At 42.3% G+C, this 25060-nt stretch carries 20 protein-coding genes; 16 read left to right on the top strand and 4 right to left on the bottom strand.

The genetic code is table 11. The features are described 5' to 3' along the window. Positions 1-85 precede the first annotated feature (85 nt). A complete protein-coding gene (locus tag E0F88_RS27855; protein ID WP_131961623.1) occupies positions 86-706 on the top strand; it encodes a hypothetical protein in 621 nt (206 codons plus the stop codon). Positions 707-784: 78 nt separating this feature from the next. Here E0F88_RS27855 and E0F88_RS27850 read toward each other — a convergent pair whose 3' ends face one another. Beyond that, positions 785-2248 carry an outer membrane beta-barrel protein gene (locus E0F88_RS27850; protein ID WP_165940172.1) on the bottom strand — a complete coding sequence of 488 codons (1464 nt, stop codon included), beginning with the start codon at positions 2246-2248 and terminating at the stop codon, positions 785-787. Between the two features lie 341 nt (positions 2249-2589). Here E0F88_RS27850 and E0F88_RS33820 point away from each other — a divergent pair, with 341 nt between their 5' ends. The 7 genes from E0F88_RS33820 to E0F88_RS27820 all read left to right on the top strand — a co-directional run bounded on the left by E0F88_RS33820 (position 2590) and on the right by E0F88_RS27820 (position 12133). Further along, entirely contained in the window at positions 2590-2733 is a 144-nt protein-coding gene (locus E0F88_RS33820; protein WP_165940171.1) for a hypothetical protein, read from the top strand. Then, positions 2730-4448: a sodium:solute symporter family protein gene (locus E0F88_RS27845; RefSeq protein ID WP_131961621.1), complete on the top strand. Its 1719-nt coding sequence runs from the start codon at positions 2730-2732 to the stop codon at positions 4446-4448. The genes E0F88_RS33820 and E0F88_RS27845 overlap by 4 nt, the downstream gene beginning before the upstream one ends. A gap of 155 nt (positions 4449-4603) precedes the next feature. After that, entirely contained in the window at positions 4604-5257 is a 654-nt protein-coding gene (locus tag E0F88_RS27840; protein WP_131961620.1) for a TetR/AcrR family transcriptional regulator, read from the top strand. Between the two features lie 72 nt (positions 5258-5329). Next, positions 5330-6694, top strand: a complete 1365-nt coding sequence (locus E0F88_RS27835) for a TolC family protein (RefSeq protein WP_131961619.1) — start codon at positions 5330-5332, stop codon at positions 6692-6694. 22 nt (positions 6695-6716) lie between these two features. Continuing rightward, positions 6717-7874 carry an efflux RND transporter periplasmic adaptor subunit gene (locus tag E0F88_RS27830; RefSeq protein WP_131961618.1) on the top strand — a complete coding sequence of 386 codons (1158 nt, stop codon included), beginning with the start codon at positions 6717-6719 and terminating at the stop codon, positions 7872-7874. Positions 7875-7937: 63 nt separating this feature from the next. Then, the gene (locus E0F88_RS27825) at positions 7938-11096 is read left to right on the top strand and encodes an efflux RND transporter permease subunit (RefSeq protein WP_131961617.1); all 3159 of its coding nucleotides are present in this window, start codon (positions 7938-7940) and stop codon (positions 11094-11096) included. A 134-nt stretch (positions 11097-11230) separates the two neighbouring features. Continuing rightward, entirely contained in the window at positions 11231-12133 is a 903-nt protein-coding gene (locus E0F88_RS27820) for a bestrophin family protein (protein WP_131961616.1), read from the top strand. 61 nt (positions 12134-12194) lie between these two features. Here E0F88_RS27820 and E0F88_RS27815 read toward each other — a convergent pair whose 3' ends face one another. Next, positions 12195-13601 (bottom strand): DUF4270 family protein, encoded by a 1407-nt coding sequence (locus E0F88_RS27815; RefSeq protein WP_131961615.1) that lies wholly within the window; start codon positions 13599-13601, stop codon positions 12195-12197. Between the two features lie 539 nt (positions 13602-14140). Here E0F88_RS27815 and E0F88_RS27810 point away from each other — a divergent pair. After that, the gene (locus tag E0F88_RS27810; protein ID WP_131961614.1) at positions 14141-15178 is read left to right on the top strand and encodes a Kelch repeat-containing protein; all 1038 of its coding nucleotides are present in this window, start codon (positions 14141-14143) and stop codon (positions 15176-15178) included. A 6-nt stretch (positions 15179-15184) separates the two neighbouring features. Then, positions 15185-15544: a DUF4907 domain-containing protein gene (locus E0F88_RS27805; RefSeq protein ID WP_131961613.1), complete on the top strand. Its 360-nt coding sequence runs from the start codon at positions 15185-15187 to the stop codon at positions 15542-15544. 48 nt (positions 15545-15592) lie between these two features. On the opposite strand, the gene E0F88_RS27800 is transcribed toward E0F88_RS27805, so the two are convergent. Then, positions 15593-16696 (bottom strand): endonuclease/exonuclease/phosphatase family protein, encoded by a 1104-nt coding sequence (locus tag E0F88_RS27800; protein ID WP_131961612.1) that lies wholly within the window; start codon positions 16694-16696, stop codon positions 15593-15595. A gap of 162 nt (positions 16697-16858) precedes the next feature. On the opposite strand from E0F88_RS27800, the gene rimP reads away from it, so the two are divergent. The 3 genes from rimP to infB all read left to right on the top strand — a co-directional run bounded on the left by rimP (position 16859) and on the right by infB (position 21887). Continuing rightward, entirely contained in the window at positions 16859-17341 is a 483-nt protein-coding gene (rimP, locus tag E0F88_RS27795; RefSeq protein ID WP_131961611.1) for a ribosome maturation factor RimP, read from the top strand. Positions 17342-17425: 84 nt separating this feature from the next. After that, on the top strand, positions 17426-18667 hold the full coding sequence (nusA, locus tag E0F88_RS27790; protein WP_131961610.1) for a transcription termination factor NusA: 1242 nt from the start codon (positions 17426-17428) through the stop codon (positions 18665-18667). A 70-nt stretch (positions 18668-18737) separates the two neighbouring features. Further along, positions 18738-21887 (top strand): translation initiation factor IF-2, encoded by a 3150-nt coding sequence (gene infB, locus E0F88_RS27785; protein WP_131961609.1) that lies wholly within the window; start codon positions 18738-18740, stop codon positions 21885-21887. Between the two features lie 99 nt (positions 21888-21986). On the opposite strand, the gene E0F88_RS27780 is transcribed toward infB, so the two are convergent. Then, positions 21987-22385 (bottom strand): response regulator, encoded by a 399-nt coding sequence (locus tag E0F88_RS27780; RefSeq protein WP_165940170.1) that lies wholly within the window; start codon positions 22383-22385, stop codon positions 21987-21989. Between the two features lie 123 nt (positions 22386-22508). Here E0F88_RS27780 and E0F88_RS27775 point away from each other — a divergent pair, with 123 nt between their 5' ends. The 3 genes from E0F88_RS27775 (at position 22509) to E0F88_RS27765 (ending at position 25055) form a co-directional block, all read left to right on the top strand. After that, on the top strand, positions 22509-22907 hold the full coding sequence (locus E0F88_RS27775) for a response regulator (protein ID WP_131961607.1): 399 nt from the start codon (positions 22509-22511) through the stop codon (positions 22905-22907). A 159-nt stretch (positions 22908-23066) separates the two neighbouring features. Further along, entirely contained in the window at positions 23067-24068 is a 1002-nt protein-coding gene (locus E0F88_RS27770) for an aldo/keto reductase (RefSeq protein WP_310589735.1), read from the top strand. Between the two features lie 66 nt (positions 24069-24134). Beyond that, the gene (locus E0F88_RS27765; protein ID WP_131961605.1) at positions 24135-25055 is read left to right on the top strand and encodes a helix-turn-helix domain-containing protein; all 921 of its coding nucleotides are present in this window, start codon (positions 24135-24137) and stop codon (positions 25053-25055) included. Positions 25056-25060: the final 5 nt, after the last annotated feature.

The following is a 25060-nucleotide window of genomic DNA, read 5'->3' as shown; positions in this document are numbered from 1 at the left end:
TGGCATAAAAATGTAGCCAGTGGTATGCGGGTAGAAGTTTCTCACCAATCCTGAATACCCTGGCTTTACTCAATAAATTCATAAAATGGATAAAATAATCAAAACTGCCTTTTTACTTTTCGTTATAAATTCAGCCTTTGGGCAAAATATAGAGGAATATGTTCGTCCACTGAACTACGATCAAAAATCACCGGATTTTCTTCAATATAGAAACAGATGGAATCTTAGACTTGGAGCCGGAATGGGAACAACATGGCGCCATAAAGGAAATTTCCTGGATGTTGCTACGCTATCAGTGTCAGCAGAGCCGAGTTACAGACTTACCAATTACATTGCCGTAGGTGCAAGGGCAGAGTATACTTTCGCAAAATCCAATTTGTCAGGCGGCGGCAGGATTAAAGCCGATCCGATTGGTTCTCTTTCTTTTACCGGTGATGTCATTAGACTTTGGAAAAACCAGTATGCGCCGTTTATCGGATTAGGAGCTGGTGCTTATTTTTTAGGGAGTGGTGAGCGTATGGTTGAAAATGATCCTGCACATGAAATTCCAACAAAAAGCCAAAGACTAGGCACCCGGTTAGGTGTTTCGCCGCGTATCGGTTTGAATGTCAGAGCTTTTTCGGTAGCGATAGAAGTGCACCTGATAGATGAAAAGGTTTATAATAACAGGGATTACGCAACGCTGAAAGTCGGATATACTTTGTAAGGTTTTTGCAGGAATCATGGGATACAAAAAATGCCCGCTGAAAAGCAGGCATTTTTATCTAAAGTCAACATCAATTCCTTAAAGCTTCAAACCCAAAGTTGCCCGAAGCACGTTATTTTTTACATCCGTATTTTTAAGATATGAGCTCATTCCCCACTCATGGGAAAGATCCAAAGTAATCAGACCAAATTCAAGTCCTACTCCTGCCGCAAGACCGTAAGAATATTCTTCTACATCATCTTTTTGGAAAGTACTCCTGCTGTCTTTATCAACTGCAATAATATAGTTACCAGTTGCACCACCTTTAATGTTGAATTTAAAGAAACCGCTGTTTGCCTTTGTCAGATAAACACCCAGCATTAACGGAACTTTCAACGAATGGATTCTGGGGCCATCCAGCAACGGTGCACTTGACAAACTATCTTTGTCTGTCAGACGAAGAGACGAATTGAAATAGTGTACTCCCGGCTGGATGAAAAAGCGTTTTGCATGAAACCTGAAATCAAGACCTGCATTCCAGCCTGTGCGTCCCTCTGCTTCGCTGCTTGTAAAATCCGCATCAAAACCGGAAGCATGAATACCAACCAGCGGAATGACCCATAATCCGGATTTACGTTTTGGCATCTCTCCAAAACGGTCTTTAAAACCCATTTTATGAGAAGTAATTTCCTGTTGCCGGTCTTCCTGAGCTATTGTGTTCGCCCGGTAAGCAGATTGCTGTGAATTTCTTCTTTCGTTTTTCCAACGAAGGAATTCTTCATATTCCGGATCGTTTCTCCTCTCGTCAGCCTGCATCGCATTTCTTTGTGGCAATCTGTCTCTGTCGGCAGGCTTTGCCGCCGGACGTTCATAATCCGAAGGAATGATGATATTATTAATGATAATGGATGGCTGCCCCTGCTGCTGAGGATAGTTCCTGTAAGTAGACTCAATTACCCTGTCGGTAATGTTTTTTACAGCAGCGTTAGAGGAGGCAGTTGTATCTACACGGTAAGTTACAGGATTCACAGTTGAAGTTGTTGATGGCTGCGGTGATGGAGCCGAAGTTACAGCGGTTGGTGCTCCGGCAGCTGTGTTTACTGCATTACCTGAAAACGTTGCGGCCGGGACAGCAATTATTTTAGACTCCTGCTCAGAGATTTCGCTTTGTAGTTTGGCGATATCTTCCTGGGTGCTTTTTTGGTTATCTGCGGCTTTTCTTGCAGCTTTTGCATCACGTTCTGCACGTCTTGCGCTGTTTTTTGCCTGGTCAGCTAATTTTTTATCCTGGGCATTGCTGCTCAACCTGGCAGCAGCTGTCTGATTTTCTCTTGCCGACCGTTCCGCTTTTGCTGCCGATTCCTGAGCTTCCTTATTTTTCTTTTCAAGATCATTTTGAAGTTTAGCGAGTTGTGTTTTTTTATCATTAACATCCTTACTAAGCTCTATTGCGTCTTTTTGCTGCTCCAGCGCCTGAATTGAATCCTTTGAAACAACCTGTGCAAACAGCCCGCCGCATGATAACAATACGCCAAGCGACATAGTTAAAAATCTAATTTTCATTGTGATTTTTGGTTTGATGAGAATCATAGAGACGAAAGATCATGCCATAGTCACCATTTTGAGTCAATTAAATTGTCATGACAATATATTATCATTTAAATACAACTATAGCTGTAAATGGTGTTGTAATCAAAGCTGAAAGGCTCCGCGAAAAACATTATTCAGTTTGAATGGGCAATTATATCCTTTGGAAAATTATCCTCGCCATTCCTTACATCTTTCCCTGCTCCAATCTCTTACCAACCTACCTTTTTCCGATTTTATGCTAAAACAATCTAAAAAGCGTTCTATTTTTGCCAATGTAACCTTTGACCGGATTTTTTTCCAAACCTCAGCTGCTCATGAACGAAAATGAAAACACGCCGCAGGATCGCGACGGGCTTCCGCCATTTGTTAAAAACTGGCCCCAGCTCTATGGACTGCTATTGGGTACGCTGGTCGTGCTGATCGTTTTCTTCTATTTATTCATGAAACATTTTCAATGAACTACCTTGACTGGATTGTACTTGCGCTTACACTGATCTTTGTCGTTTCCTATGGCATCTACCGAAGCCGGGAAAAGCAGACAATGGATTCTTTTTTATTGGCAGGACAGTCGCTACCGTGGTATCACGTAACGCTTTCGCTGATGGCTACCCAGGCCAGTGCGATCACTTTTTTATCTGTTCCCGGTCAGGCATATACCGACGGGATGCGCTTTGTGCAGTTTTACTTCGGACTTCCGCTGGCGATGGTTATTCTTTGCATCACGTTCGTTCCAAAATTTCATAAGCTTAAAATATTTACTGCCTACGAGTTTCTTGAAAGCCGTTTTGATCTGCGGACCCGTGCACTTACATCGTTTCTTTTTCTTTTACAGCGCGGTTTGTCTACCGGTCTTTCCATTTATGCTCCTTCACTGATTTTATCGACCATCCTGGGTTGGGATATTACCTGGACAAACATTATTTCTGGCGGAATTGTCATGTTTTATACCATTTCCGGAGGCTCAGGTGCTGTTTCACATACCCACATGCAGCAAATGGCTATAATTACAATCGGTATGGTTGTGGCTGGTTTCATGGTTGTACACATGCTGCCAGAGCAGGTTTCTTTCACTGATGCGCTGCACGTTGCGGGTAAAATGGGTAAAACGAATGTGATCGATTTTACTTTTGATCTCAATAACCGCTACAACGTATGGTCAGGATTGATAGGCGGATTCTTTCTTCAGCTTTCCTATTTTGGTACAGATCAATCGCAGGTGGGACGCTTTCTAACCGGCAGCTCCGAAGGACAAAGCAAACTGGGACTGGCCATGAACGGGCTTTTGAAGATTCCCATGCAGTTTCTGATTTTGCTGGTAGGTGTGCTCGTTTTTGCTTTTTATCAGTTTACAACACCGCCCTTGTTTTTTAATGAAACAGCGGTTAACAAGATCAAAACGACAGCCTATGCACCGCAATACCAGGATCTTGAAAAAAAACATACACTAATCCAAAGCGGAAAACATCAGCAGGTGATGGCACTCACTGAAGCCGTAAAAAAGGATGATCAGCCGGCTATTGAAAAAGCAAGAACTATTCTTGCAGATACCGAATCCAAAGTAAAGGAGGTTCGTAAGGAAGCTGAAACATTACTTTCCAGGGCAACCGGCTCGGATGTAAATGACGTTAACTACATTTTCCTCCGTTTTGTGATTGATTACTTACCTGTCGGCATGGTGGGTCTTCTTATTGCCGTCATTCTTTTGGCATCTATGGGATCTGTCGCTTCGGCATATCATTCACTTGCTTCTTGTACGGTTGTGGATATTTACAAAAGAATGTACCGGAAAGATCAGGACACCGAAAACTACGTTACCGCTTCTCGCTGGGCTACTTTTTTCTGGGGGATTTTCTGTATTGCTGTTGCACAATATGCTTCACGGTTGGGCAGTATGATTGAAGCAGTCAATATTCTGGGTTCTTTATTCTATGGTGTAATACTGGGAATTTTTCTGGTTGCCTTTTACTTTAAGAAAATCGGAGGTCGCGCAGTATTTTGGGGAACGTTGCTTGGTGAAGTTTTCGTGATCATAAGTTACATATTGGATCTTACCGCATTTCTGTGGCTTAACCTTATCGGATGCGTGCTAGTCATTGGCTTTGCTTGGATTATCGAGACAATCTGGCCGCAAAAATTGAATAATTCTTCTATTAAATTGCCTTCACAGATTTAGGATAAAAACAAGTTTGGTGTTTAACAAATAATATTTTTAAATAATCAAATAAGTGTTTACTAAATTCAAACAAACGTTTGATTTACTTTCTTTATTCCCATACCTTTGGTCGTTCGCTGCACTTGATCTACCTAAGCAAGCGGTGAAAGTTTCAAATGGAATACAATCCAAAACAATTACAAATTATCGCCGTAGCAGAAAGACTGTTTGCAGCAAAAGGATTTTCAGGCACCTCCATACGGGATATTTCACAGGAAGCAGATATCAACGTTTCGATGATTTCCTACTACTTCGGATCCAAAGAAAAGCTGATCGAAGCGCTGTTTACAGTCCGGGCTGTTGAATTTAGAAAACGGCTGGAAGATCTGCTGATGAACGTCGATTTGTCCCCCTTTCAACAGGTGAACCTTATGATCGACGGCATCATTGACCGTCTGATTGAAAAACAGTGTTTTCATAACATTGTCGCAAGGGAACAGCTGATGACAGACAGCAGAACACCAATTATATCTGCCCTTCTGCGGGATCTTAAAGTTAACAATTTAAGGGCTATGGAAAACATCATTCACAATGGACAAAAACTAGGTGTGTTCAGGCCGGACGTTGATGTTTTAATGCTTTCCACTGCATTATTCGGAACAATTAATCAGGCGCTTTCAACCAAACCTTTTTACCGGATTATCAATGATATGCAGGATGTTACCGAAGATTATTTGGAAGAGGACATCAGGAAAAGGTTAAGTATTCACCTGAAAAAATTGTTTAGGGATACACTTCAAAAGGAATTAAACCTGCCCGCGGATAGTTGAATGACGTAAACCAACCTCCTGAAGATTCATTAACACCATCAAAATTATTATCAAATTAACGTTCTCCTTTACATGGATTTTTATTTAAAAGCTAAGAGCATACGACTTTTAGCACTTAGTATTTCACTTCTGCTACTGGCTCCGGCATTTGTATTTTCTCAAACGGGAAATACGGTTGTGAGCACATCTGAGCAGAATACGATTGGCACCGGCACATTGGAAGAAGTCATTCAGTACGCCATTAAAAATCAACCTTTGATTCAGCAGTCTGTTATTGACGAACGTATTACAGAAAATACGATTAAGAGCAAACTGGCTGACTGGTATCCCCAAATTAATTTTGGTTACAACCTTCAGCACAACTTTATCGTACAGACCAGCATCATCGCGGGTAATCCCGTAAAGCTGGGTGTGGCTAATACTTCAGGTGCACAGTTTACAGTTTCCCAGGCTATTTTCAACCGGGATGTTTTGCTTGCCAAAAGGAGCAGAAACGACGTTCGCCTTCAGGCCAGCCAAAACACTTCTGCCAACAAGACAGACTTAGCGGTAAATGTTTCAAAAGCCTTTTACGATGTACTGGCAACAACCCAGCAAATCGACGTTTCCACTGAGGATATTCTACGTCTGGAAAGAAGTTTGAAGGACGCGCAGAATCAGTACAAGTCAGGCATTACCGATAAGATTGACTTTAAAAGAGCTACCATTTCCCTGAACAACACCAAGGCTGCCAAGAAAAGCAACGAAGAAATTCTCAAAGGAAAAGTTGAGTATCTGAAAGCATTGATGGGTTATCCCGCCAATCAGGAGCTAAAGATCAGTTATGACAGTCTGCAAATGGAAAGGGATATTCAGCTGGATACGCTGCAAAGCCCGCAGATTACTTCACGCATAGAGTATCAGCTTTTGAGTACACAAAAAAGACTTCTGGAAGCTAACCTGCTTTACAACAAGTGGAGTTTCCTTCCTACGGTTTCTGCAAACGGTGCTTATAACTTCAACTATCTTAATAATAGTCTGGGTGAGTTATATGGCAATAATTTCCCAAACTCTTTTGCCGCGCTGACACTTTCGCTGCCTTTGTATCAGGGAGGAAAACGGAAAGCCAATATCAACTCGGCAGAGTGGCAGGTAAAAAGAGCTGACCTGGATATTAAAAACCTTCAGATGAATGTCAACTCAGAATATGTAAACGCACTGGGCTATTATAAAGGCAGTCTTGCCAACCTGATTGCACAAAAAGAGAATGTTGACCTGGCCCGCGAAGTTTATGATGTGATCCAGCTGCAGTATAAATCGGGTATCAAAACCTACCTGGAAGTGATAACTTCCGAAACAGACCTTCGATTGGCCCGAATCAATTATTACAACGCACTTTATCAGGTACTTGCAAATAAAATTGACGTACAAAGAGCCCTTGGCCAACTTAATTATTAATTATTGAAACCACATTGATACCATGTTTTTAAATACAACAACATATTATACCGCGGCTTTATCAGTTCTAATACTGGCTTCCTGTGGAAAAAAAGACGACAAACAGGCAGCAGCTCAGCAAGGCCCCCCGCCCGTAAATGTGACTTTGCAGGAAGTAACAACCAGCGAAGCAGCCTATCATGATGAATATCCAGCCAGTGTTACAGCACTCAATGAGGTTGAACTTCGTCCACAGGTGACTGGATTTGTTACAGGTGTTCATTTTAAAGACGGAGCGAAAGTTAAAAAAGGACAACTGCTTTATTCCATCGACGCGCAGCTTTATTCTGCCAACTACGACCAGGCTGTTGCAAACCTGAACGTACAGCAGGCCAATGTCGTAAAAGCGCAAAAAGATGCTGACCGTTATCACGAACTGGATAAAAATGACGCGGTTGCCAAACAATTGGTAGACAATGCAGATGCAGCACTTGAAGTTGCAAAAAAACAGGCTGACGCTGCAAAAGCATCTATCGCTGCGGCTTCAACCAGCGTGCGTTATACCAAAGTTTTTGCTCCATTTAACGGAACAATCGGAATCTCGCTGGTTAAAGTTGGCGCGGCAGTTACTGCCGGACAAACGGTTTTAAATACGGTTTCTTCTGACGGACAGCTTGCGGTTGATTTTAATGTAGACCAAAAAGAAATTTTCCGTTTTACCAGTCTTCTCAGTAAAGCAAAAACATCAGATTCAACCTTTACACTTGCATTCGGAACGGACATCTATCCGTATACAGGAAAGTTAACGCTTCTTGACCGTGCAGTAGATCCGCAGACCGGAACGATTAAAGCGCGTCTTGTTTTCCCAAACAATGACAATCTGCTTCGCTCCGGTATGACTGCAACCGTACGTGTGCTTAACAATTCAGCTGCCAAATCGGTGGTTATTCCTTACAAGGCGGTAACTGAACAACTTGGCGAATTCTTTGCTTACGTTGCCGGAGACAGCAACAAGGTGAGCCAGAGAAGACTTGTTCTTGGCCAGCCGCTTGGAAGCAGCATCATTGTTAAAGAAGGTTTAAAAGAAGGTGAAAAAATTGCTGTGGAGGGTGTTCAGAACCTGCGCGAAGGTGCTGTGATAAACACACAGCCTGCTCCCGTTGCCGGTGCGCCTGCGGCCGGATCGCCTGCTAAAAAATAAGCAATACGGAATGTTGGCTTATGAAGTCTTTCACTCCTTCTGATTCTCTTAAATACTAAAAAAATGATTGCAGATATTTTTATAAAAAGACCCGTTACGGCGATCGTTACTTCGGTTGTGCTCGTATTGGTTGGTCTTATTGCCTTAACAACCCTGCCGGTAGCACAGTATCCGGATGTAACCCCTCCCACGGTTACAATTACCGGTAACTTTACCGGAGCCGACGCTCAGACCGTAGAGCAAACTACGACAACAGCAATTGAAACCCAGGTGAATGGTGTGCCTGGTATGAGTTATATGTCTTCCAACTCAACCAGTAGCGGCCAAAGCAGTATCAACGTCGTTTTTGATGTTGGTACAGACGTAAACATTGCAGCGCTTGATGTACAAAACCGTGTGAGTGTAGCAGAACCTGCCCTTCCGGATGCTGTAAAAAGACTTGGTTTAACGGTTCGTAAAAGACAGCCTTCGATCATGATCGCGTTGGCGCTTTACTCTCCAAAGGGAACACATGATGCTCAGTTTATAGGGAATTATGCAAACATCTATCTTAAAGATGCCTTGCAGCGTGTAAAAGGTGTGGGTGATATCGTTTCCCGAGCGGATGACTTTGGTATGCGTATCTGGTTAAATCCTGAAAAACTTGCCAGCTTAAGAATGACCCCGAGCGATATCTCAGCAGCGCTGGCAGAGCAGAATTTGCAGGTTGCAGCCGGTACAGTTGGCGGAAATCCACAGCCTAATCAGCAGAGCTTTGAGTACAGCGTTTTGACAAACAGCCGTTTAAATACGAAAGACCAGTTTGAAAACATTGTTGTACGCTCGTCTCCTTCGGAAGGAAGTGTTGTTTATCTGAAAGATATCGCACGTGTTGAACTGGGAAAATTTGATTACGGCAGCAATGCTTTCGTAGATGGTAAACCAGCTGCTTTTGTTTTGATCTACCAGGCTCCCGGTGCTAATGCGTTGGATACCTACGACGGTGTGATGAAAACACTGACAGAAATGAAAAAGACATTTCCAAAGGATGTTGATTATGTAATTCCGGTTGAGACTGCATCGGTTGTGCGCGTTTCGATTGAAGAAGTACTGCATACTTTCGCGGAAGCGATGATCCTGGTTGTGATTGTGGTGTTCCTGTTTCTTCAGAACTGGCGTGCTACGCTGATCCCTATTTTGGCTATTCCTGTTTCGCTGATCGGTACATTCATTTTCTTTATTCCTTTCGGCTTTACGATCAATACGCTTACCCTGTTTGCCTTTGTACTTGCGATTGGTATTGTGGTGGATGATGCTATTGTGGTTGTGGAAGCCGTACAGCATAATATTGACCATGAGAAGATGTCACCGAAGGATGCTACACATAAAGCGATGACCGAAATATCCGGTCCCGTTATTGCGATTGCGCTTATTCTGGCAGCCGTGTTTGTTCCGGTGAGTTTTGTCCCGGGTATTGTCGGGCGGCTTTATCAACAGTTTGCAATTACCATCGCGGTTTCCGTTTTGCTTTCTGCATTTGTAGCCCTTTCTCTTACTCCTGCTTTATGTACCATCATGCTGAAACCTACCAAGGCAGCAGGTGAGAAAAAGAACTGGCTGGAAAAATTCTTTGACCGCTTTAACAGCTGGTTTGATAAAGTCTCCCATTCTTACACACGTGGAGTTGCCAAATGGATTAAAGGAACTCCGTACGTTGTGATCATGATGATCTGTCTGATTGTTGGTCTTGTATTTCTTTTCAAAAACAAACCATCAGGATTTATCCCGGTTGAAGATGAAGGCCGTCTTTTCGTGACTTATGAGATGCAGGAAGCAACATCGACGACCCGTAACATCGCGATGATCAAGGAAATCATGAAACGTGTTTCGGCTATTCCGGAAGTGCGTACAGTGGGTGGTCTTGCAGGATTGAACGTTATTAGTTTCTCGAACAAATCCAATGTTGGTACCATGTTTGTAAACCTGCACCCATGGGCTGACCGTAAAGGAGCAGAACACCATGTGCAGTCAGTGATTAAACAAATTTCGGAAAGAACCGCAGACATAAAAGAAGCACGTGTACTTGCTATTGCACCGCCGGCTATCCCGGGACTTGGGCAAACTTCGGGGGTTACCTTTGAACTTCAGCAGACCACGAGCACGGATAACATCCAGCAGTTTGAAGCGGTTAACAAAAAGTTTTTGGCTGCTATAAATCAGCGTCCTGAAATTGCGATGGCATATACCTTCTTTAATGCCAGAACACCAAGTTACCAGATTGACGTAGATCGCGACAAAACCAAAAAACTGGGCGTTCAGGTGAATGATGTTTTTAGTACGTTATCGACACTTTTGGGTAGCAGTTATATCAATGACTTTAACCTTTACGGACGTAACTTCCGTGTGATGGTGCAGGCTGACAGCAGTTTCCGCTCCAACCTGGATCAGATCAATAAGTTTTATGTCAGAAATAAAGAAGGAAACATGATCCCGCTTAGTGCATTGGTTAGCTCGAAGGTCGTTGAAAACCCTGCTTTGATTTCTCACTATAACATCTACCGATCCATAGAAATTAACGGAGTTCCTAAACCGGGATTCAGTAGCGGCCAGGCAATCCAGGCCTTCCGCGAAGTAGCTGCATCTACATTACCGGCCGGTTATGGCTATGAGTTCTCCGGTATGAGTTCTGAGGAAATAAAGGCGGGAGACAGTACGATCACCATTTTTGCCATATCGATTGTCTTTGTATTCCTGTTTCTGGCTGCACTGTATGAAAGCTGGTCGATTCCGTTCTCTGTACTTTTCGCCGTTCCTATTGGTGCACTCGGTTCGATTATCACTTTAACATTGCTTCCAAACCTTACCAATAACATTTACGCGCAGATTGGTTTGATTACGCTGATTGGGCTTGCGGCTAAGAACGCGATTTTGATCGTTGAATTTGCCAAAGAGCGTGTAGATGGTGGTATGGAGCTTGTCAAAGCGACGCTGGAAGCAGTGCAGCTTCGTTTAAGGCCCATTATCATGACCTCACTGGCGTTTATACTTGGGGTACTTCCTTTGGCATTTGCCAGCGGTGCAGCAGCTGAATCTCGTAAAACAATTGGCTGGACTGTATTCGGCGGTATGCTTGCGGCAACGTCACTGGCGATCTTCGTAGTTCCGGTTCTTTTTGTAGCCATTGAAAAAATAGCAAATAAAAAGAAATTCAAAAAAGCTGCCGAGGAAAACAAAGCTGTTTGAACAAAATAATAAATAATTTTAAACAAGCGCGGGGCAATTGTTCCGTGCTTGTTTGCTTTAGACTACATTGGTATAATTGTTTTTCTTTCAGTACGAATCAGCCCTTTTATTATTTCATCTTCCTACCTGTTTTTATGTACGTTAAAGAAGTATTTTCAATCTGGCGGCTGCTGAAAGGCATTTGGATTGGCGTCGTTGGTGTTACGAGTTACGCTGCGCTGGTTTTTTATCTTTATCAATATCACAACTGGGACTTTTTGGTTTTCCCGATTTCCATGATTACCATAGTCGGTACGGCACTTTCCCTGCTTTTGGGGTTTCGTACCAACTCAGCTTATGACCGCTGGTGGGAAGCTCGCCAGATATGGGGAGCAATCGTAAATGACAGCAGGACATTAATCCGGCAGGCAATGTCTTTTATCGATCCCAAGGCCAGGGAAAGAACTGAAATAATTGAAAATGTAACGCATTTACAAATCGCATGGTGTTATGCATTGAGCAACTCCCTCAGAAAAGAACCCATTTTAATTATGGCAGATCTTCATTTAAAGGCAGATGAATTACTTTACGTAAAAGGGCATGACAACATACCCAATGCGATTTTACAGCTTATACAGGAAAGATTGACAAACTCTTTTCAAAGAGGAGAAATCGACCGGATCCTGTTTCAGAGTCTGGATGGCACCATTGCCCGCCTGTGCGACTCCATGGGTAAATGTGAGCGGATCAAGAATACAATATTTCCTACGCAATACAGTTTCTTTGTCCATCTGGTCATCTTTTTGTTTACCATTATTTTACCAATGGGACTTATAGAAAGTATTGGACGTATCTCCATTCCAATTACATTTTTGATTTCATTCCTATTTTTCTATATGGAAAACATTTCATATGTAATGCAAAGTCCTTTCGAAAATGTACCAAACGACATTCCAATGACATCTTTATGCAGAACCATAGAGATCAATTTGCTCCAGCTGATCGGAGACGAAAATATTCCGGATAAGATTTTGCCAAAGAACGGTTACGTCATGTAACAAAAACAGGCCTGCAATTTCGAAAAATTGCAGGCCTGAAAAAGCTACTCTATGTTTCTTTCTAGTTGATCTTCACTGTTGTGTAATACAATTCCAGTTTCAATTTCCCATTCTGGTTTGCCTGATTTCCAATGATCAGCCTGTTAAAACCTTTGCTGAATTCCGTATTTAAATCCGGAAAAGAAGGATCAGTTGTAGAAATTGCAGAAGTCCTTAAAAGCAATCCATAAATTTCCTCGGAATCACTTCTGAGAATATCGCTTACATACTGACTGACGTCAATACGGTAAAATGATTTGTTGTTGACCAGGTCGTTGGTTAATGTAGCTGTTACAGGGGCACCGCTGAGTGTAGAAAGTTCCACCGGATAGCCAGCGCTTCGGATGTATTCATTGTTCTTATCACACAAATACACATATAATGTTTGGGGCGCCACAAACGGATATTCCGCGGATAACTTCAAAGGCTCAATGTAAATGTATGCCCGGTTAGCAAAGGAATAGTTATTATATTTTAGCTGACGAACCGTTGGAAGATCAACACGTGTCATAATGCCTGGTCCTGCCTGAATGAAACTCATATTCTGCGTCTGGGCAGAGGGAAGTGCGACACGAATCGTATGAGGCAATTTAGCCAAAGCTGTCTGGCTCCTATCACCGCCAAGCTGATTGTAAAGTGCTGCAAGCTGAAGGACTGTAGAATCTTTGGTTACACCTTCAATGTCCGGAGTATGATAGTGCAGTTGAATAGAAGTATTGGCGTCTATTGTCTTGAAGCCAACAACCGATCCGTTATCTGATGCACCGGGAAGTACTACAATCCCTTTTAATACATTAATAAACTCCGTATTATTAGTTATCAAATTAGCCTTAGCCATATCGAAAATCTTTTGTCCAAGCGTATTAGACAGTTTGATTTTTAAATCTCTTCTCGCATTGTTGACGTTTGGTCTGGGTGTTGGGTAAAAGCTGATTTTCCCAATTGGCTGTGCCTCGTAGGGAGTTGTATTGCTGTTATAATAGGCATTTTTAAGTGTAATGTCTTCCGTCAGCGCATGAACCGACATGTTCATTACTTTCATTGTATCACCATAATAATAGCCATCATAACGCAGTGACAAAATCAGTGAGTCATAGACAGCCTTATCCGCCAGTGCTATGGAAGATTCTCCCAGAGATGGCTGAAAAAAGGAAGCCGCGTGCATTTTTCCCAGATACGGATCTTTATATCTCCCAAAGAATAATCTGGAAGAAGAACCTGTCATAACCGAGTCCGGTGCAACGGTTGATATACTTATAGAAGTGGTATCGGAGTATAAAGCAGTAAAGTCATCCGGATTTGGTTGTTCGATGGCTTCTATTTGGTCGCCCCACTGACAGCCCGCAAAAGCAAGGCTTAAACCTGTTACAACCAGAAATTTAGGAACAACAGCGGAAAACGTTTTGAAACAAGAGGAAATAAATTTCATTTAAGGCAAGAACGGTAAAAGTGCAAAATTATCAGATGTAACGTTAATAACAAGATGTAATTACTATAAAAGGTAAAATTTATGAATATCAACGTTTATGCAACAAAACAAAACGCCGGGGCGTATTGATAATTAATGTGAATGGAAAAGTATATAAATGTAATTCACCTGCGTTTTACAACACTACGCAGACTGACCGGAAATAGTGGCAGACACTAAAAATTAGGAAAGAAAACATAACCTGTTTATCCCTGACTGCATTATTTAGCATTTAGCTGAGGCGTTGAATTTTGATATATGAACACCTTTTCCGAACAACATAACGAACTATTATGCGTTAAAAATTCAATCAGGTATCATAACTTTTGTTAAAAAGTACATATATATTTCTCTTAGCAGGTTCAAGATGTTATGTTTGCAGAAAATTTCATTGGAAAACCTCCGTGCTGCCCGACGGAAATATCCACGATATTTAAGTTAAGTTTAAAAACCAAGTAGAATAATTCATTTGTAACAATTAGTCAAACCATAATTTTTTCATGTTTAATACTTTAAAAAAGACCTCATTAGCCCTCCTGGTTGCGTCTACTGCCTTACTTCAGTTTAGCTGTAATAACGATGATGTAGAAGCAGACAAAGTTGGAAACTGGTACAAAGCTGGACTGCCGTCCTTCGGAGGATCTGCAAGAAGCCGTGCAGTTAGTTTTTCAATCGGCAGTAAGGGATACATCGGAACAGGAAGTACAAGCGAAACCGTTTCCCGTGTTAAGGACTTTTGGGCTTATGATGTTAGCACTAAAATCTGGTCACAGATCGCAGATTACACAGGCACAGGAAGACATGATGCAGTTGCCTTCGTAATCAGCGGAAAAGCATACGTAGGAACAGGTTACGATGGAAATACTTTGGTAGACAACGGATACAAAAAAGATTTCTACCAATACGATCCTGCTACCAACTTGTGGAAAAAAGTTGCTGACTTTGCCGGAACACGTAACAACGCATCTGCATTTGTTGTAAACGGAAAAGGCTATGTGGGTCTGGGATACAACGGAACAAACTTCTATCAGGATTTTTACAGCTACGACCCGGCAACGGATAAATGGGCTGAAGTTGCAACCTTTACAGGTGGTAAACGCCGTGGAGCAAATTCATTTGTGATTGACGGAAAAGCTTATGTTGGTTTTGGCCAGAACAACTCTACCGCCAACACAAAAGACCTTTACCAGTTTGATCCAGCCGGAAATAGCGGATTGGGCTCATGGAATAAGATGGTGGATACCGGAGATACCTGGACGGATCTTACAGCACGTGCATTTGGATTTACGCTGGTTATCAACAACAAAGCTTATATCGTAGGCGGAACAGGACTTTCTGATGTTTGGGAGTATGCACCAACAACCAATACCTGGACAGCTATGACACCATTTGAATCAGGCTCTGCAAGAAGTTATGCAGCAGGATTCAGTTTCGGAGATATCGGATTTATCGGAACAGGTGTTTCTGGATCTATCAATGTGGATGATTTCTGGGCATTTGATCCTACTTCACCGGTCAACGCTGACGATAATAACTAAAATACCGTGAGCAGCAGAAACAAAAATATAATTGTTCTGATCTGCCTGATAGCCTTTGCTGTTGCAGCCTTTTTTTACTTCTCGAACCGCTCGAAAGTAAGTAATGGGCCGGGCAGCGAAGGCTTTCGCAATTTAAAAGCGGAGGCATTTCAAAGAGAAACTGGCTGGGGATACCTGATTTTACAGGACACCACAGCCATTATAGAACAACCTTTTTTGCCTGGCGTGCCGGGTACAAAAAGTTTTGAAAGTAAAGAGCTGGCATTAAAAACGGCCGGTCTGGTCATTTACAAATTAGAGCATGCGGTTTTTCCGCCTACTGTCACGCTCGAAGAACTGGATAGTTTAGGAGTTAATTATAAATGAGAAAAGCCCCGACATGGGGCTTTTCTCATTTATAGCTATTTATCGAAATCAGTCCCTGGCCTTGGCAAACTCATAGGTTCCGATAAGTGGATAATGGTCGGAGTATCTTACCGAATCAACAGTTTGAAAATCCACAAGGTCTAATTTATTTTTGTCATAGAACTGGTGATCAATCCGGATAAAATATGGGAGCTTATTAAATGTAAAACCAAAGCCCCTGCCCTTCTCTTCAAATGTGCTTTTTAATAATGACCTTGTTTTCCCGTAGACATAACTGTAAGGTGTTTCGTTAAAGTCACCGCACACGATTACCGGATAGGGCGACTCTTTAATCCAGGATTCCAGTACGGTCATTTCCAGCGCATGGTTGTCAAAACCTCTTTTAATTAACTTAGTGGTTTTTTTAGACTCACGGGCAACACCTTTTAACGTTTTTTGCTGCCTGAACGCATTCAATTTCAAGGTCATAGAAAGCAGATGCAGAGAAATAAGTCTGACAGTATTGCCTTGCACTTTAATATCGGATTGGATCATTCCATTTTGCATCTCAAAAACAGTATCCTTTTGCGCTATGATCGGATATTTCGAAAACATGGCCATTCCCCAGTAACTGTGTGGCATGTTCCATTTTGTCTGGTTGAGGTAAGCTACATGTTTATAACCTGCCCTTTTCAACTCCAGTGTCGCATCCATTAGTTCAGTATTGGAGTAGTTGATGTATTCCGGCAGACAAAGTATATCCGCCTTTGTATTGACAATCCATTCTTTCATTTCCTTAATGTCACGGTTAACCTGATCTTTGGAAGCCTGAGAATTGTGCTGGAAACCATGTACATTATAACTCATCACCTTGAATGATTTTTCCTGTTTGGATGTTACCTTTTCCGGACCAGATCTGAAAGAATACGTACGCGGCAGGAAAATGCACCCCAGTAAAAGCACTAGCAAAGGGAGAAGTACATTTTTACGGCTGGAAAAAAGAGAAAAGGCAAGAATGATCAAATGCCCGGCGATGACTACCGGGAAGGACATCATGACAAAACCCCAAAACCAGCCTTTGAACGGAAACCAGAAAAGCAGTGCGTAAACAACTAGTGTGTAGATGACAAAACATTTGTAAAAAAAGGAAAAAGTCTTCTTAATTCTTTTCATGGAGGTTGTTTTGAATTGCCAACAAAAATAGCTTAACCTTTCAGAACCTGAAACCATAACTTGTACAAATGATAAAATAGTTTTACCTTTGCATCATAATTCGAGTTGATCGGTTGATTGAGGGGGTCTTAAATCCCCTTTTTTATTTGTACCAAGCCATACATGTCCATAAAAGAGCATTTAGAAGTTTTACTGAATCCAATGTTGGAGGAAGGCGACTTGTTTCTTGTAGATCTCATCATTAAACCTTCCAAGGTAAGTCAAAAAGTGATCATTCTGATCGACAGTGATGAAGGCATTACGATTCAGGAATGTACCTCAATAAGCAGAAGATTAGCGAAACAACTCGAAGAACTTGAAGTTTTCGCAGAAGCTTATACACTGGAAGTATCGTCTCCGGGTCTTGACCAGCCATTGGTTTTGCTGAGACAGTACCGAAAAAATATTGGCAGAAACCTGAAAGTGACCTTAAAAACGGGTGAAGCTGTTTCGGGAAATCTGATTGAAGTTGGAGAAGATAATTTAAAGCTACAGTTGCCTGAGCCAAAAAAGAAATCCAAAGTACCTGTTGATCCCGCATCCATGATCAGAGAAATTAGTCTGGGTGATGTTGCAAAAGCAATGATTGAGATCTCGTTTAAATAATTTACGTCTCAGCCTGTTGGTTGATTTGTGATGTAGTATATAATATGTTTAACTTAGTATCAGCAAATATTCTTTAACATAAAAATGGATAGCGGAGTATTAATTGAATCATTCGCAGAGTTTGCCAGTTCGAAAAACATTGACCGTCCGACGATGATCAGTGTGTTAGAGGAAGTATTTCGTACAATGATTCGCAAAAAGTATGGCACCGATGATAACTTTGATGTAATCATTAACCCTGAAAGCGGAGACCTTGAAATGTGGCGGACTCGCGAAATTGTTGATGACAATTCGGAAGATATATGGGATTATAATAAAATTCCTCTTGCTGAAGCGCGTAAAATCCAGAATGACTTTGAAGTCGGTGAAGAAGTTGCCGAAGAAGTTAAACTTGTTGAATTCGGACGCCGGCTTGTTCAGACAGCCCGCCAGACCCTGATCCAGAAAATAAAAGATATGGAGAAGGAGATCATGTATGAAAAGTACAAAGATCAGGTGGGCGAAATGATCAGCGGAGAAGTTTACCAAACCCTGCGTCATGAAGTAATCATCATGGACAGTGAAGGAAATGAACTTTCTCTTCCACGTACGGAGCAGATTTCAAAAGATCGTTTCCGTAAAGGCGAATCGGTCAAAGCAGTGATACACAAGGTTGACATGAACAATGGTTCTCCGAAAATAACACTTTCAAGAACCTCTCCCGTTTTCCTTGAAAGACTTTTCGAAGTTGAAATTCCTGAGATTTATGATGGAATTATTTCTGTAAGAAGAGTTGTTCGTGAACCAGGGGAACGTGCAAAAGTGGCGGTTGAATCTTACGATGACAGAATTGATCCGGTTGGAGCATGTGTCGGCATGAAAGGTTCACGTATCCATTCGATTGTTCGCGAGCTGGGCAACGAAAATATTGACGTGATCAACTACACCGAAAACCTTGAGTTACTTATCAGCAGAGCACTTAGCCCTGCAAAAGTAAGTTCGATGCAGATTGACCGTGATTCAAAACGTGTTTCCGTTTTCTTAAAACCGGATCAGGTTTCACTGGCAATCGGTAAAGGAGGGCAGAATATAAAATTGGCGGGCAAGCTTGTTGGAATGGAAATTGATGTGTTCAGAGATATTGAAGAACACAACGACGAGGATGTTGACTTGTCTGAATTCTCTGATGAAATTGAGGACTGGATGATTGCAGAATTGCATAAGATCGGTTTGGATACTGCGAAGAGTGTTCTCGCCCTCAATAAAGAAGAACTTGTAAGACGTACGGATCTGGAAGAAGAAGCTGTTGAAGAGATTCTGGATATCCTGCGTAAAGAATTTGAATAATAAATTTGGATGAACTGACACTGGTGTTAGCAAGTCCGCAAATGCAAAACTTTTTCTATTAATTGCTAATATGGCAGAAGATAAAATGATGCGCCTTAGCCAAGTGGCACGGATCCTGAACGTAGGAATTACTACGATCGTAGATCATCTGTCTGCCAAAGGGTATAAGGTGGAAAGTAACCCTAATACCAAAATTAATTCTGATCAAATTGAGTTTCTTGCAAAGGATTTCAAATCGGATGACCTGAGAACCTCGATGGTTCCGCGTCCAGCCCCGGTTGAAGCACCTGTGGAAATAAAAGAAGAAAAGGTTAAAAGCGACGTAGACGGAATCCTGTATTTCAGAAACAACGCTGCAAAACCTGCTGAAGAAAAACCTCAGGTTGAGGAAAAACAAGAAACGGCTGCTCCTGCTTTTGAAAACCGTCTGCCTGGAATTAAGGTAGTTGGAAAAATTGACCTGGATGCTAAAAAGCCCGCTTACACAGCGCCGGAAACTCCTGCTGTAAAACAACCTGAACCAGAAGCTGCAAAACCAGTAGCTGAAGAGAAAAAACCTGAAACTGCTCCTGTTGTCATTCCTGAAAAGGAAGAGGTAAAAGCACCTGTTGCGGTTGAAAAACCACAGGTTGTACAGGAACCGGTTAAGGAAGAATTACCTGCTCCTGTAGCTGAGGTGAAAAAAGAAGAAGTAAAAGCTGAGGTTCCTGCCGAAGCCAAACCAGTCGTCCCTGAACAAAAACCTGCTGAGCAACCACAACCTGTACAGAAAACAGAAGTTGTAGCTGAGCAGCCTGCTGCTGATAAACCGGCTGATGCGCCGGCACAACCGCAGCCAACGGAGGTTAAAGCAGAAGCTACTCCTGATGAATCGGGAGCATCGGAACTGATTGAAGCCAAAGGAGAACAGTTACGCGGACTGCGTGTAATTGGAAAGATTGAACTTCCTTCTGACAAATTCAAGAAAAAAGATCCGGTTGCATCCAGCAGTGATACAGCCGCAGATAAAAAACGTCGTCGTAAGAGAAAACGCATTCGTGACGGAGTTGCAGTACCTGGCGATCCTGCCAAACCGGCAACGACAACACCGGCTCCGCAGGGACCAATTATTGGTACTGCACCAAGGCGTAACACAAACGAAGGCACTGCTACGCCTTCAACAGGAAACAGAACCGGTAACAGACCGGCATCGGGAACTCCTGGAACCCCGGCTGCACCGGGAACTACTCCCGCAGCTGGTACAGGCAGCGCAGCTTCCAAAACAGGAGCACGCGGAGCCGCAAATAACCGCAGAGGAGGAAAACGCGAAGAAGTATCTGACAAAGAAGTATCAGATAACATCCGTGCGACCATGGCCCGTATGGGTGGTGGCAGTAACTCTAAATCGGCAGGTAGAGGAAGAGGCCTCAGACGCCGTGACCGTGCAGATCAGAACGATCCAAACGCACAGGATGAGGAAGAAACAAAAGTATTGCGCGTAACCGAATTTGTGTCAGCCAACGATTTGGCGTCACTGATGGACGTTACCGTGCAGGAGGTTATCTCTGTTTGTATGAGCATGGGTATGTTTGTTTCGATCAACCAACGTCTGGATGCGGAAGCGATTACTTTTATTACTGATGAATTTGGTTTTGAAGTAGCGTTTATCTCGGCAGAGGAAGAAGTTCAGAATGACGTTGTTGAAGAAGTGGATACCGAAGAAAGCCTGATTGAAAGGGCTCCAATCGTAACGATCATGGGTCACGTAGATCACGGTAAAACTTCTTTACTGGATTATATTCGTAAAGAAAACGTAGCAAGCGGTGAAGCGGGTGGAATTACCCAGCACATCGGTGCATACAGCGTAAAAACAAAAGTAGGCAAGCAGGTTACCTTCCTGGATACGCCGGGTCACGAAGCCTTTACAGCGATGCGTGCCCGTGGTGCCAAAGTAACTGACGTTGTTATCGTCGTTATTGCAGCGGACGACAGTATCATGCCGCAGACACGTGAGGCAATCAATCACGCACAGGTTGCTGGTGTACCTATCGTGTTTGCTTTTAGTAAAGTGGACAAAGCTGGCGCCAATACTGAGAAGATCCGTGAGGAACTTGCCAACATGAACCTGCTTGTAGAAGAATGGGGTGGTAAATACCAGACTCAGGAAATCTCATCCAAATCAGGACTTGGTATTGATGAGTTGCTTGAAAAGGTACTCCTTGAAGCAGAACTTTTGGAATTGAAAGCAAATCCGAACCGCCGTGCAAACGGAACGGTTGTGGAAGCTTCACTTGACAAAGGCCGTGGATATGTAACAACACTTCTTGTCGAAACCGGTACTTTGAAACTTGGTGATGTGGTTCTTGCAGGGGCACACTTCGGAAAAGTGAAAGCGATGACAGATTACCTGGGAAGAAAATTGAAAACAGCAGGACCGTCTATGCCGGTGCAGTTGCTGGGATTAAATGGTGCTCCGCAGGCTGGTGATCGTTTCAACGTTTTTGAAAATGAACGTGACGCCCGTGAGATTGCAGTTAAACGCGAGCAAATACAGCGCGAACAGACAATCAGAACGCGTAAACATATTACACTTGAAGAAATCGGCCGTCGTAAGGCAATCGGTAGCTTCCGTGAATTGAACCTGATCGTAAAAGGTGACGTGGATGGTTCTGTTGAAGCACTTTCTGACTCATTATTGCAGCTATCTACTTCTGAGGTTCAAGTAAATATTATTCACAAAGGTGTGGGTCAAATTTCTGAATCGGATGTGAACCTTGCGATTGCTTCCGATGCGATCGTGATCGGATTCCAGGTTCGTCCATCTGCAAATGCCAAGAAAATGGCAGAGCAGGATCAGATCGAGATCCGTCACTACTCTGTGATTTACAGTGCTATTGATGAGATCAAAGATGCGATGACCGGTATGCTTGCACCTTCTATTGAAGAGATTATTACCGGTAACATTGAAATACGTGAAGTATTCAAAATCAGCAGGATTGGTACAATCGCAGGTTGCTACGTAACAGATGGTTTTGTGAAACGAAACAACAAAATCAGAATTGTTCGTGACGGTATCGTACTTCTAACCGGTGAAATTGACTCATTAAAACGTTACAAAGATGACGTTCAGGAAGTTAGAAACGGATATGAGTGTGGTTTAAGTATTAAAAATTACAATGATATCGAAGTTGGTGATATTATCGAAAGCTTTGAATTACGTGAAGTAAAGAGAACGCTTTAAAATATAAAAGCCCAATAACAGAAAAGCCGGCCCGAATATTCGGAGCCGGCTTTTCTGTTATTGGATAGTAACCTTATTATATCTTAAAAATTATTCAATTTAATTTGCACCTGAACCTATTGCATTAATAAGTTCGTGTGAAAGAAGTGCAATGGAAGCCTGCTTCATCAACACTTTTTTAACGCCAAGAGCATGAAGATGTTCCAGCTCAACATAAGGAGCAGAACCAGAAAGTACAAAAACACCCACACCCTGCATATCCGGCAGTAACCTGAGCTGTCTCATAAATTCCTCAGCATCCATTTTGGGCATATTCCAATCCATGAAAATATAATCCGGAGCAACGTTTTTATTGTTACTCAGGGTTTTTATTGCGTCGGCTCTATCTAACGCAAACTCACAAAATGCCTTTGGGAAGGCAATATCCAAGGCACCACGAAAGATTTCATGATCATCCTGATCATCATCAATCACCAATAGTTTAAAAGAATCTCTCATTACTAGGGGAAAATTACACCACATCCTGTCCAATATACATATTTTATAAAATATCGTGCCTGCATTTTTTTTGCTACATTTGATTAAAATTTACCTTTCACAATTCATAGGTCGTTTGCCAAAATGGAAAAACCAAAAACGATTTACCTTGCAGATGATGATGCTGATGACCGGTTCCTCATTAAAGAGGCAATGACTCAGGTAAATCCTGATGTAAATTTTGTTGAAGCGGAAAATGGGGCCGAATTGCTCGATCAGATTGAGGACCCTGAAATACCGGATCCTTCACTGATTATGCTTGACATGAATATGCCCGTAATGAACGGTTTGGAAACCATTGAGGCAATCAGAATTAACCCGGAACTGGACGAAGTACCTGCTGTAATGATTTCCACGTCCAATGATCCGGTACTAGCGGGTAGAGCGATTAAATCGGGCATTAATAAATATTTTATCAAGCCTAATACATTTAAGGGTCTTATTGAGATCGTTCAGAAGGTAATACAAAAATTTCTTTCTTAATAATCGGCTAACTTTTTACGACGTATCTCTTAAACCAACCCATTCCGATATGCTCCGGTTTGTATACAAATTACACTGATTTGTATAACCCTACCCACTTTAATATGCTGACCTTTGTGCTGTTACAATTACAGTTATTACAGCAAAATTATGAGCAGCATGAAAACGATAAAACTTGGAGGTCAGGGACTCGAAGTACCGGTTGAAGGACTTGGTTGCATGGGCATGACTACCTTAGCCGGACAGGAAATATATGGAAGTGCAGATGAAAAAGAAGCAATTGCAACGATTCACCGCGCTTTGGAACTGGGAATCAATTTCTTGGATACGGCAGATTTGTACGGCCCTCTTTTGAACGAAAGGCTGATCAAAAAAGCCATTTTCTCAAAAAGAGAAAAATACATTATAGCTACAAAGTTTGGCTACGAGGTCGATGACAATGAACAACTAACCTGGCGTATCAACGGCAGGCCAGATTATGTAAAAAAAGCTGTTGAACGTTCGCTTAAAAACCTGGCAACAGATTATATCGACTTGTATTATTTACATCGGGTTGATCCTGAAACACCTATTGAAGAGACCGTTGGCGCAATGGCGGAACTTGTCGCATCCGGTAAAGTAAAGTACATTGGGTTATCGGAAGTTTCGGCTCAAACGTTAAAAAAGGCGCATAATATACATCCGATCACCGCTGTTCAAACGGAATATTCGCTATTTGAACGAAGCGCTGAAGAAAATGCCCTGGTGGATACACTTGAAGAACTTGGTATCGGCTTTGTTGCCTACTCTCCTCTGGGTCGCGGGTTTTTAACCGGTGACTTAAAAAGCCCGGATGATTTTGATGCCAATGATTTCCGTCGCAGCATTCCACGTTTCCAGGGAGAAAATTTTTACAGAAATCTTGAATTGGTAAAGGAAATACAAAAACTGGCCGCAGAAAAGTCTGTTACACCTTCACAGCTTGCTATTGCCTGGACATTGACCAAGGGAACGGTTCCGATCCCGGGAACGAGAAGGGTAAAAAATCTGGAAGCAAACTATGCAGCAGCGGATATCGTTTTTACTTCCGAAGAACTTGCAGCGCTTGAATCAATCGTGCCGGTTGGAAAAACCTCCGGTGACCGCTACGATCAGACTTCCATGTCGGGTATTAACCTTTAAGCTTAAAATCACAGATAAACTTAGCACAGGAGAGGTTGACTTTCCTGTGTTTAAATGGATACTCCCATGAAATCCTCAGCTAATCCACACATTATTAATTCCATAGCAGAATATCACAAACTACTTGATCTGCCTGAGCCGGAACATCCGCTTATCAGTGTAATCGACTTGGCATGTCGTGCCGAATTGATCGATCTGCCGGATAACAAGCTTATCTATAATTTTTATACGATTTTTCTTAAAAAGAATATCGACGGTACGATCGGTTATGGTCGTAAGTATTATGATTTCAGTAATGGTTTGATGGGATTTTCATTACCTATGCAGGTTTTTACAATTAACAGAAACCTGGATTATTCCCGGCTTACGGGCTGGATGCTTTTAATACATCCTGATTTTATCAGGCAATATCCGCTGGCCGCCAAAATAGAAAATTACGGTTTTTTCTCCTATAACATTAACGAGGCGCTGCACTTGTCTGAAAAAGAGGAAGAGCTCATTGCAAGAATTACACACGATATACGCTCTGAGTATCGGCAGCCAATTGATGGTTTCAGTCAGGATGTTATTGTTTCGCACATTGAAGTTTTACTCAATTATTGCAACCGATTTTATAACCGTCAGTTTATCACCCGCAAAAGTTCTGAACAGGAACCTCTGGCCCGTTTTGAAATACTGATCAAAAATATTTTTCAGCAGGATGACATAAAATCAATTCCCAGCGTACAGGAGCTGTCCGACGAACTGAACGTTTCGGCGCATTATCTAAGTGATATGCTACGCTCGCTCACCGGTCTCAGTGCACAGCAGCACATCCACAATCTGCTGATTGAAAAGGCAAAACAGATTTTACTGACTACCAATTTATCCATTAATGAAACGGCTTTTAAACTGGGGTTTGAGTATCCGCAGTATTTTAACCGTTTGTTCAAAAATAAAACAGGCGTTACACCGGCTGCATTCCGAAAGGATCTGATAAATAGTTGAATAGT

Origin of the sequence: Dyadobacter psychrotolerans, from assembly GCF_004349265.1 — a bacterium.
GTDB classification, from domain to species: Bacteria; Bacteroidota; Bacteroidia; order Cytophagales; family Spirosomataceae; genus Dyadobacter; species Dyadobacter psychrotolerans.
Note: the sequence above shows the minus strand (reverse complement) of the source record. Positions and strands in the feature narration are given on the sequence as shown.

Excerpts from the sequence above, each read along its gene's own strand:
- E0F88_RS27855 (WP_131961623.1), top strand. The coding sequence starts at position 86 with ATGGATAAAATAATCAAAACTGCCTTTTTACTTTTCGTTATAAATTCA.
- E0F88_RS27850 (WP_165940172.1), bottom strand. The coding sequence starts at position 2,248 with ATGAAAATTAGATTTTTAACTATGTCGCTTGGCGTATTGTTATCATGC.
- E0F88_RS33820 (WP_165940171.1), top strand. The coding sequence starts at position 2,590 with ATGAACGAAAATGAAAACACGCCGCAGGATCGCGACGGGCTTCCGCCA.
- E0F88_RS27845 (WP_131961621.1), top strand. The coding sequence starts at position 2,730 with ATGAACTACCTTGACTGGATTGTACTTGCGCTTACACTGATCTTTGTC.
- E0F88_RS27840 (WP_131961620.1), top strand. The coding sequence starts at position 4,604 with ATGGAATACAATCCAAAACAATTACAAATTATCGCCGTAGCAGAAAGA.
- E0F88_RS27835 (WP_131961619.1), top strand. The coding sequence starts at position 5,330 with ATGGATTTTTATTTAAAAGCTAAGAGCATACGACTTTTAGCACTTAGT.
- E0F88_RS27830 (WP_131961618.1), top strand. The coding sequence starts at position 6,717 with ATGTTTTTAAATACAACAACATATTATACCGCGGCTTTATCAGTTCTA.
- E0F88_RS27825 (WP_131961617.1), top strand. The coding sequence starts at position 7,938 with ATGATTGCAGATATTTTTATAAAAAGACCCGTTACGGCGATCGTTACT.
- E0F88_RS27820 (WP_131961616.1), top strand. The coding sequence starts at position 11,231 with ATGTACGTTAAAGAAGTATTTTCAATCTGGCGGCTGCTGAAAGGCATT.
- E0F88_RS27815 (WP_131961615.1), bottom strand. The coding sequence starts at position 13,601 with ATGAAATTTATTTCCTCTTGTTTCAAAACGTTTTCCGCTGTTGTTCCT.
- E0F88_RS27810 (WP_131961614.1), top strand. The coding sequence starts at position 14,141 with ATGTTTAATACTTTAAAAAAGACCTCATTAGCCCTCCTGGTTGCGTCT.
- E0F88_RS27800 (WP_131961612.1), bottom strand. The coding sequence starts at position 16,696 with ATGAAAAGAATTAAGAAGACTTTTTCCTTTTTTTACAAATGTTTTGTC.
- rimP (WP_131961611.1), top strand. The coding sequence starts at position 16,859 with ATGTCCATAAAAGAGCATTTAGAAGTTTTACTGAATCCAATGTTGGAG.
- nusA (WP_131961610.1), top strand. The coding sequence starts at position 17,426 with ATGGATAGCGGAGTATTAATTGAATCATTCGCAGAGTTTGCCAGTTCG.
- infB (WP_131961609.1), top strand. The coding sequence starts at position 18,738 with ATGGCAGAAGATAAAATGATGCGCCTTAGCCAAGTGGCACGGATCCTG.
- E0F88_RS27780 (WP_165940170.1), bottom strand. The coding sequence starts at position 22,385 with ATGAGAGATTCTTTTAAACTATTGGTGATTGATGATGATCAGGATGAT.
- E0F88_RS27775 (WP_131961607.1), top strand. The coding sequence starts at position 22,509 with ATGGAAAAACCAAAAACGATTTACCTTGCAGATGATGATGCTGATGAC.
- E0F88_RS27770 (WP_310589735.1), top strand. The coding sequence starts at position 23,067 with ATGAAAACGATAAAACTTGGAGGTCAGGGACTCGAAGTACCGGTTGAA.
- E0F88_RS27765 (WP_131961605.1), top strand. The coding sequence starts at position 24,135 with ATGAAATCCTCAGCTAATCCACACATTATTAATTCCATAGCAGAATAT.